Origin of the sequence: Kitasatospora sp. NPDC088783 (assembly GCF_044750705.1) — a bacterium.
GTDB classification, from domain to species: domain Bacteria; phylum Actinomycetota; class Actinomycetes; order Streptomycetales; family Streptomycetaceae; genus Kitasatospora; species Kitasatospora fiedleri.
Genome location: NZ_JBIVKJ010000046.1, coordinates 1 through 1418 on the forward strand (window position 1 = coordinate 1; position 1418 = coordinate 1418).

Consider the following 1418-nt stretch of genomic DNA (forward strand, 5'->3'; position numbering starts at 1 on the left):
AGTTGGCCACGGTGAGCGTGCTGCAGTTCCTGCTGGGCCTGTCCGACCGCGATGCCGCCGAGGCCGTGCGCTGCCGCATCGACTTCAAATACTCGCTCGGCCTCGAACTCGACGACCCCGGCTTCCACCACAGCGTGCTGACCGACTTCCGCGACCGCCTGCTGCGGGACGGCCGGGCGGACCGCCTCCTCGACCTCGCCCTGGCCCGACTGAAGGAGGCCGGCCTGGTCCGCGAGCGCACTACCCAGCGCACCGACTCCACCCACGTCCTGGCCACCGTCCGCGACCTGACCCGCCTCGAACTGGTCACCGAGGCCGTACGCGCGGCCCTGGAAGCACTCGCCCGCACCGCCGGCCACGCCCTGGACGGCCTGGTCGGCGAGGACTGGGGCCGCCGCTACGGCCGACCGGTGCGCCTGGGCAAGAACCCCACCCGGCCCAAGACCCGGATCAACACCACCGGCGAAGACGCCCGCCGCCTGCTCGAACACCTCGGCCGCAACCACCCCTCCCTGCTCGGCAGGCCCCAAGTCCAGGTCCTGCGGCAGATCCTGGTGCAGAACTACTACTGGGACCCCGCCGGGCACCTGCGCTGGCGCGACGATGACGACGCCAGCGGCCTGCCGCCCTCGGCGAGGCGGATCGTCTCGCCCTACGACCCGACGGCCCGCTACGCACGCCGCGGACAGGTCACCCGCTGGACGGGGTTCCTCGCTCATGTGACCGAGACCTGCTCCGACGACGGACCCAACGTGATCACCGACGTGGCCACCATGCCCGCCACCAGTGCCGACACCGAGGTCCTGCCCGGCATCCACATCCGGCTGGAAGGGCGGAGCCTGCTGCCCGACGAGCACCTGGTCGACGGCGGCTACACCTCCCTGCCCCACTTGGAACAGGCTCAGCGCGAACACCGTGTCACCGTCGTCGGACCTCTGCCGGGCAACCCCACCCGCCAGCACCGCCGCGGCGAGGGCTTCGCCCGCGACGACTTCCACATCGACTTCGACCGCAAGGAGGTCACCTGCCCGCAGGGCCAGACCAGCGCCGGCTGGCACGGCCCCTACCCGACCTCCTCGCCGACCGCCGCCCCGCTGATCGTCGCCCGCTTCACCAGGAGCCAGTGCCAGCCCTGCCCGGCCCGGGCCAAGTGCACCAGCTCCCGCGACGCCCAGCGCACCGTCGGCTTCCCACCACGCGAGCTGCTAGAACTGCAACTGCGCAACCGCGCCGACCAGCAGGACCCGTCCTGGCACAAGCGATATGCGGTCCGATCCGGCATCGAGGGCACCATCTGCGAGTTCGCCCACGGCCACGGCATGCGCCACTGCCGCTACCGCGGGCAGCCCAAGGCACACTTGCAGCACGTACTCACCGCCATCGCCGTCAACATCCAACGCCTCAGCAACCAGGACCTC

At 71.4% G+C, this 1418-nt stretch carries 1 protein-coding gene; it reads left to right on the top strand.

Annotated elements, in window-relative coordinates:
- Window positions 1-17: 17 nt before the first annotated feature.
- Window positions 18-1418, top strand: a 1401-nt coding sequence (locus ACIP60_RS38265; protein ID WP_400694274.1) for a transposase, incomplete at its 3' end; no start/stop codon positions are given.